The 7,302-nt window shown below is 74.2% G+C and carries 6 protein-coding genes and 1 pseudogene; 5 read left to right on the top strand and 2 right to left on the bottom strand.

All coding sequences use genetic code 11. From position 1 onward, the window contains the following. Positions 1–613, bottom strand: a pseudogene (locus ACFU6K_RS25095) (hypothetical protein); the annotation flags it as partial. A gap of 5 nt (positions 614–618) precedes the next feature. Then, positions 619–912, bottom strand: a complete 294-nt coding sequence (locus tag ACFU6K_RS25100) for a MoaD/ThiS family protein (protein WP_380666577.1) — start codon at positions 910–912, stop codon at positions 619–621. Between the two features lie 730 nt (positions 913–1,642). On the opposite strand from ACFU6K_RS25100, the gene ACFU6K_RS25105 reads away from it, so the two are divergent. The 5 genes from ACFU6K_RS25105 to ACFU6K_RS25125 all read left to right on the top strand — a co-directional run bounded on the left by ACFU6K_RS25105 (position 1,643) and on the right by ACFU6K_RS25125 (position 7,271). After that, a complete protein-coding gene (locus tag ACFU6K_RS25105; protein WP_074006427.1) occupies positions 1,643–2,374 on the top strand; it encodes a response regulator transcription factor in 732 nt (243 codons plus the stop codon). Positions 2,375–2,499: 125 nt separating this feature from the next. Next, a complete protein-coding gene (locus ACFU6K_RS25110; RefSeq protein WP_380666580.1) occupies positions 2,500–3,558 on the top strand; it encodes a LacI family DNA-binding transcriptional regulator in 1,059 nt (352 codons plus the stop codon). Between the two features lie 115 nt (positions 3,559–3,673). Next, a complete protein-coding gene (locus tag ACFU6K_RS25115; RefSeq protein ID WP_380666582.1) occupies positions 3,674–4,936 on the top strand; it encodes a S1C family serine protease in 1,263 nt (420 codons plus the stop codon). 68 nt (positions 4,937–5,004) lie between these two features. Then, a complete protein-coding gene (locus ACFU6K_RS25120) occupies positions 5,005–5,775 on the top strand; it encodes a response regulator transcription factor (protein ID WP_380666584.1) in 771 nt (256 codons plus the stop codon). Then, positions 5,772–7,271 (top strand): ATP-binding protein, encoded by a 1,500-nt coding sequence (locus ACFU6K_RS25125; protein ID WP_380666586.1) that lies wholly within the window; start codon positions 5,772–5,774, stop codon positions 7,269–7,271. Before ACFU6K_RS25120 ends, ACFU6K_RS25125 begins: the two co-directional genes overlap by 4 nt. Positions 7,272–7,302: the final 31 nt, after the last annotated feature.

Genomic DNA, 7,302 nt, shown 5'->3' on the forward strand with positions numbered 1-7,302 from the left:
CCGCCGCCTGCTGCGCGGGGGCCTGCTGCGGCGCCGGAGCCGCGTGCCGGGCCCGCGGCCCCGGCGGCCGGGGGAGCTGCAGCTGGATCGTCGGATCCGGCTGGGGCTGCACCGGCTGCTCCGGCTGCCGCCGCCGCTGCCGCGGCTGCGGGGCCTGCGGGGCCTGCGGGGCCTGCTGCGGCTGGTACGGCTGGTGGGCCTGCTGCGGCTGCTGCGGTGGCTGCGGCTGGTGGGCCTGCTGCTGCGGCGGCGGCTGGTGGCCCGGCTGCCGCGGCGCGCCCGACAGCGGACCGGACACCACCACCGGCGGCAGCAGCGCCGTCGCCTCGGCGTCGCCCGCCGCCGGCACCGGCGGCAGCAGGGTGGTCGCGGCCGCGTCGTCGAACGCGGGCACCGCCGGCAGCACCGCGGTCGCCGCCGCGTCGTCCACCGGGTAGCCGTACGGCGGCTGGTGGCCGGGCTGCCGCGGCGGGACGTACGGCTGCTGCGGCGGGTACGGCTGCTGCGGCTGCTGTCCCTGGGGCGGGTACGGCTGGTGGGGCTGCTGCGGCCACTCGCCGTGGCCGCCGTGGCCGCCGTGGTTCGGGTGGTTCGGGTTGTTCATGTCCGTCACGCCGCTCAGCCTCCCGCGAACGGCGGGAGGACCTCGACCGTCCCGCCCTCGGTCAGGGCGACGGTCGCGTGGTCGCGGCCGCCCACCTGCGCCCCGTCGACCAGGTACGAGCAGTGCCCGAGCAGCTGGACGAACTTCGGCCGGTCGGCGTGCCGCGCCCTGGCCGCCGCCAGCGCCTCCGCCAGGGTCGCCGCCTCGTACGGCTCCTCGGCCAGCCCGGCCTCGGACTTCGCCGCCGCCCAGTAGCGGATCGTCCCGCGCACCCGGGCGCCGCTCGCGGGCTCGGTGGTCGCGCCCATCGGGCCACCCCTTCTCGTCGTCCTCGCCCGGCTCGGGTACCCCGGTCCGGCTCGCCACCGCGACGGCCGCCCGACCACCCGAACGATGGACCCGAACAGCGCCTCCGATGTGCGCCCCCCATGATGGCGTGTCGGCCGCCACGAGCGGCAATCGCCCTGGCCGGACCGGCACGGAGTGCCCACCGGCCCCGCACCGGACCGCCACCCGGAGGCGCCGGACCAGCGCTCGAAGCTGTGTCCAGCCTCACCCGGCGCACGCCCGAATTGGGCGAACCGCCGGATTCCGGCACTCCCGGCGGAGGGGGCGGTCGGCTATCCTCGACCACCAAGAGGGATCCGGGCAGAGTCGCCCCCGGGTCCTTTTGTGCTTCCAGGACGCCAGTACGGACGTTCTTGCGATTCGTCGGCCCACCCCCGGCGCGCAGCAGGGACCTCCCGGCCGGCGCGGCACAACGACGTGCCCCGGCCGGCCGGGGCATCGCCACCCGGCACCGGGCCGCCACCCGGCACCGGACCAGACCGGAGGGTTCGCGGTGAGGAACAGGGCAGAAACGGTGCGCCCGGGGTTGCGGGACCCCCGGCGGACACGCCGTCGCGCCCTGCACGCCGTCCGCTCCCCCGGTCCGCCGCGACCGGCCGTCGTCCTCCCCTCCCCCTCAGCACGTGCGCCATCCGGCTGTGGCGGCAGCCGTCACGCGACCGCGACGACCCGGAAAGGGGACCACCGGGTATGAGTTCTCTCCTCCTCCTCACCAACGCGCTGCAACCGTCCGCCGAAGTGCTGCCCGCCCTCGGACTGCTGCTGCACAACGTCCGGGTGGCCCCGGCCGAGGGTTCGGCCCTGGTGGACACGCCCAGCGCGGACGTCATCCTGGTCGACGGCCGGCGTGACCTGCCGCAGATCCGCAGCCTCTGCCAGCTGCTGCGCTCCACCGGCATCGGCTGCCCGCTGATCCTGGTGGTCACCGAGGGCGGCCTGGCCGCCGTCACCGCCGAGTGGGGCATCGACGACGTCCTGCTGGACACCGCGGGCCCGGCCGAGGTCGAGGCCCGGCTGCGGCTCGCGCTCGGCCGCCTCCAGGTCGTCACCGACGACAGCCCGATGGAGATCCGCAACGGCGACCTCTCGGTCGACGAGGCGACCTACTCCGCCAAGCTGAAGGGCCGGGCGCTCGACCTCACCTTCAAGGAGTTCGAGCTGATCAAGTACCTCGCGCAGCACCCCGGCCGGGTCTTCACCCGGGCGCAGCTGCTGCAGGAGGTCTGGGGCTACGACTACTTCGGCGGCACCCGGACGGTGGACGTGCACGTCCGGCGGCTGCGCGCCAAGCTCGGCGTGGAGCACGAGCAGCTGATCGGCACCGTGCGCAACGTCGGCTACCGCTTCGTCGTCCCGGAGAAGCCCGAGAAGGGCGAGCGGCCGGAGCTCGCCCAGCGCCCCGCCACCCCCCTGGACGCCTGAGGCCCGGCCGGGCGGGCCGTCCCCCGCCCGGCTTGTCCGGTTCCTCCCGGAGCCGCCCGCCGGCCTGCCGAACGGGGCCCCGGATCCCCCTGCCGCCCCGGAGGCCACACGCGTAGACTCCCCCCGTGGCCAAAGTGACGCGCGACGATGTAGCCCGGCTGGCTGGTACCTCGACCGCGGTCGTCAGCTACGTCATCAACAACGGGCCGCGCCCGGTCGCACCCGCGACCCGGGAGAAGGTCCTCGCGGCGATCGACCAGCTCGGCTACCGGCCGAACAGCGTCGCCCAGGCGATGGCCTCCCGGCGCACCAACCTGATCGGCATGGTCGTCCCGGACGCCCGCCAGCCCTTCTTCGCCGAGATGGCGCACGCCGTGGAACGGGCCGCCTCCGAGCGCGGCAAGCTCGTGCTGATCGGCAACTCCGACTACGTGGACGACCGCGAGGTGCACTACGTCCGCGCCTTCCTCGGGATGCGCGTCTCCGGCCTGATCCTGGTCAGCCAGGGTCCCTCGCAGCGCGCCGCCGAGGAGTTCGCCGCGATGGAGGGCGCCAAGGTCGTGCTGCTGCACCGCCGGCCCGAGGCGATCGACGACGTCGCGGTGGTCACCGACGACGTGGCCGGCGCCGAGGCGATCGTGCGCCACCTGCTGGAGGTGCACGGGCACCCGTACGTGGCCTGCTTCGGCGGCCCGGTCGAGTCCCCCGCCCCCGGCGACCCGGTCATCGACCACGTCGAGGGCTGGCAGCGCGCCATGGACGCGCACGGCGTCCCCACCGAGCCGCACCTGATCGACGCCCCCTTCCACCGCTACGGCGCCTACGACGTCGCGCTCGGCGTGCTCCGCTCGCCGGACCGGCCGCGGGCGATCTTCTGCTCCACCGACGACCAGGCGATCGGCGTGCTGCGGGCCGCCCGCGAGGTCGGCCTGCGGGTCCCGGAGGACCTCGCGGTGGCCGGCTTCGACGACGTGCCGGAGGCCGCGCTCGCCGACCCGCCGCTGACCACCGTCGCCTCCGACCGCGACGCGATGGCCCGGGCCGCCGTGGACCTGGTGCTGGACGACTCGCTGATGGTGCCCGGCTCGGACACCGAGCGGGTCCGCACCTTCCCGTCCCGGCTGGTCATCCGCCGTTCCTGCGGCTGCGGCGGCGACGCCCCCGGCCGGTCCGTACCGGAGTAGCCGGTTCCGCTCGGCAGACGGCCTGACCAGGCTTTATGAGAACCCAACGGGCTTCTCTCCCCGTTCTGAGCCGGTTCTCATCCACTCCTCATGCACCGGGCCGAGCTTGGTCGGCATGAGCGAAAAGCAGCGGCACCCCAGCGAGCAGTACGGCCCGTACGAGCCCCACGAGCAGTACGACCCCTACCAGGCCCACGGCCAGTACGGGCAGCACGGGCAGCACGGCCAGGACCAGGCCCACGGGCAGTACGAGGCCCAGGAGCCCCGGGTGATCGAGGGCACCGTGCTCGGCAGCGGCCCGGCCACCGGGGCCACCGGCGCGGACGGGTACGGACACGGGCCCGGGTACAGCTACCGCGAGGACCACTCCGACGGCGGCTTCGACGCACCGCCGCCGCCCCCGCCGATCCCGCCCGAGCCGCCCACGATCCTCGGGCCGGGCTCCCCCGAGGGCCCCGGCCACCACGGCGGCCGGGCCCGGCGCGGACTGCTGCGCGGCCGGCTCGTCCTGGTCACCGCCGTCGCCGCGGTCGCGGCCGTCCTCGGCGGGGTCACCGGCGGCCTGGTCTCCGCCGACCACCAGGGCGCCGAGAACCGCGTCGGCACCATCGCCAGCCCGGTCTCCGCCCGCTCCGACGGCACCGCCGACGTGGCCGCCGTCGCCGCCGCCGTCTCGCCCAGCACCGTCGAGATCACCGTCAAGACCGGCAACGGCACCGCCACCGGCACCGGCGTCGTCCTGAACACCGACGGGCAGATCCTCACCAACTACCACGTGATCGACACCGCGGCCGCCGGCGGCCGGATCACCGTCACCTTCAAGGACGGCTCCACCGCCCAGGCCACCGTCACCGGCACCGACAAGGCCCTCGACGTCGCCGTGATCACCGCCACCGGCGCGAAAAACCTCACCCCCGCCGTCCTCGGCGACTCCTCCACCGTGGCCATCGGCGACCCGGTCGTCGCCATCGGCAACCCCGACGGCCTCACCGGCACCGTCACCTCCGGCATCATCAGCGCCGAGAACCGCGACGTCACCGTCCAGCTCGACGAGGGCAGCACCAGCAACAACGGCGGCTTCGGCCTGCCCTACCTGCCCGGCGTGCCCGGCCTGCGCGGCACCGCCCCGCAGTCCAACAGCGGCAGCACCACCACCTACAAGGCCTTCCAGACCGACGCCGCGCTCAACCCCGGCAACTCCGGCGGCCCGCTGATCAACGCCAACGGCCAGGTCATCGCCATCAACTCGGCGATGTACGCGCCCGGCGGATCCGGCTCCTCCGGCGGCTCGGCCGGCAGCGTCGGCCTCGGCTTCGCCATCCCGATCAACGACATCAAGCAGGTCCTGCCGAAGCTCGAAGCCGGCCAGAACCTGTGAGCAGCGCTCCCTGAGACGGACAATTGCTCCCAGCAGGCCCTCCACCCGACGAGAAAGGGCACCCGCCCATGACCCCGTCCGCCGACGACCGCACCACCGCCGAGGCCGGCCACCCCTTCGCCCGGCTCCTCGTGGTCGACGACGAACCCGCCCTCCGGGACGCCCTGGAGAGCAGCCTCGCCTTCGAGGGGTACGAGGTCGCCACCGCCACCGACGGCTACGAAGCCCTGGAATCCGTCGAACGCGACCGGCCCGACCTCGTCCTGCTGGACATCATGATGCCCCGGATGGACGGCCTCACCGCCGTCCGCCGGATGCGCTCGCGCGGCGACACCGTCCCGGTGCTGATGCTGACCGCCCGCGACGCCGTCGGCGACCGTGTCACCGGTCTCGACGTCGGCGCCGACGACTACCTCGCCAAGCCCTTCGAGCTCGACGAACTGCTCGCCCGCGTCCGCGCCCTGCTGCGCCGCAACGCCCTCGCCGCCGAGGCCGCCGCCCGCGCCGCCGTCGAGGACGAGAGCGAGGTGCTCGCCTTCGCCGACCTGCGGATGAACACCGCCACCCGTGAGGTCACCCGGGCCGGTAAGCCGATCGAACTCACCCGCACCGAGTTCATGCTGCTGGAGATGTTCCTCGCCCACCCCCGCCAGGTCCTCACCCGCGAACAGATCCTGAAGGCGGTCTGGGGCTTCGACTTCGAGCCCTCCTCCAACTCCCTCGACGTGTACGTGATGTACCTGCGCCGCAAGACCGAGCAGGGCGGCATGCCCCGCCTGATCCAGACCGTGCGCGGCGTCGGCTACGCCCTGCGCCCGGCCGCCGGCGCGAGCGCGTGAACCACGTCCCGCCCCCTCCGCTGGCACCTCCGCTGGCTCCGCCCCGCACGCCCCGCCGCCGACAGCGCCTCCTCCACTGGTTCCGCTCCCGCTCGCTGCGCAGCCGCCTCACCTTCCTGAGCGCGGCGGCGGTGGCGGTGGCGATCGCGCTGTCGGCGCTGGCGTGCTGGTTCATCGTGGAGAAGCAGCTCTACGACCAGGTGCGGACCGACCTGGCCAACGCGACGCTGCCGCCGGGGCCCCGAGTACCCCTGCTCTGCTACCCGACCGCGGAACAGGCCCTGGCGAACCAGCCGACGGGCCTCACCTCGGAGAACGGCAGCGCGGTGGCCCGGGACACCCAGTTCGTGAAGGCCAACCCGACGGGCGTCTGCCTGCCACCGAACGCGACCAAGGCGATCGTGGTCCAGCCCGGTGACACCGCCGGGTTCAAGCTCAAGAACGGCCAGTCGATCATCCGTGACGGCCGTTTCACCGACGGGACCCCGGCAGTCGTCCGGATCTCGCTGACCCACTCCTTGTCGGGGCCGGCCCTGCTGATGGTGGCCACCTCCACCCAGCCCGTCGAGGACTCCCTCCAGGGCCTCGCCATCCTGCTCGGCTCCGTCTCCGCCGGCGGCATCCTGCTCGCCGCCGTCGCCGGCCGGCTGGTCGCCCGCTCCTCCCTCAAGCCCGTCGACCAGCTCACCGACGCCGTCGAACACATCGCCCGGACCGAGGAGGTGGGCACCACCATCCCCGTCAACGGACACGACGAGATCGCCCGCCTCTCCACGTCCTTCAACTCCATGAGCACCGCCCTCGCCAACTCCCGCGAGCGGCAGACCCGACTGATAGCCGACGCCGGGCACGAGCTCCGCACCCCGCTGACCTCCCTGCGCACCAACGTCGACCTGCTGATCCGCAGCAACGACACCGGCCGCCCGCTGCCCGCCGCCACCAAGACCAAGCTGCTCGGCAACATGAAGGCGCAGATGCAGGAACTCACCGTGCTGATCGGCGACCTGCTCCAGCTCTCCCGCCCGGACACCCCCAAGAGCGGCCCGGCCCCCACCGTGGTCGCCCTGCACGAGCTCGCCGGACGGGCCGTCGAGCGGGCCAAGCTGCGCGGCCCGGGGCTGGTCTTCGAGACCGACACCGAGCCCTGGTACGTGCACGGCGACGCGGCCGGGCTGGAACGGGCGGTGATCAACCTGCTGGACAACGCAGTCAAGTACAGCCCGCCCGGCGGCACCATCGACGTCCGGCTGCACCGGGGCGTGCTGACCGTCCGCGACCACGGCCCCGGCATCCCGCCGGACGAACTCCAGTACGTCTTCGACCGGTTCTGGCGCTCGCCCTCCTCGCGCCAGCTGCCCGGCTCCGGCCTCGGGCTGTCGATCGTCGCGCAGAGCGTCCGGGAGGCGGGCGGCGAGGTCACCCTCGGCCCGGCCGCCGACGGCGGTCCGGGCGCGCTGGCCACCGTCCGCCTGCCCGGCGGCCCCGCCCCGGAATGACGGAATGACGGAATGACGAAGGGGCGGGTGG

It is taken from the genome of Kitasatospora sp. NPDC057512 (genome assembly GCF_042802135.1).
GTDB lineage: Bacteria > Actinomycetota > Actinomycetes > Streptomycetales > Streptomycetaceae > Kitasatospora.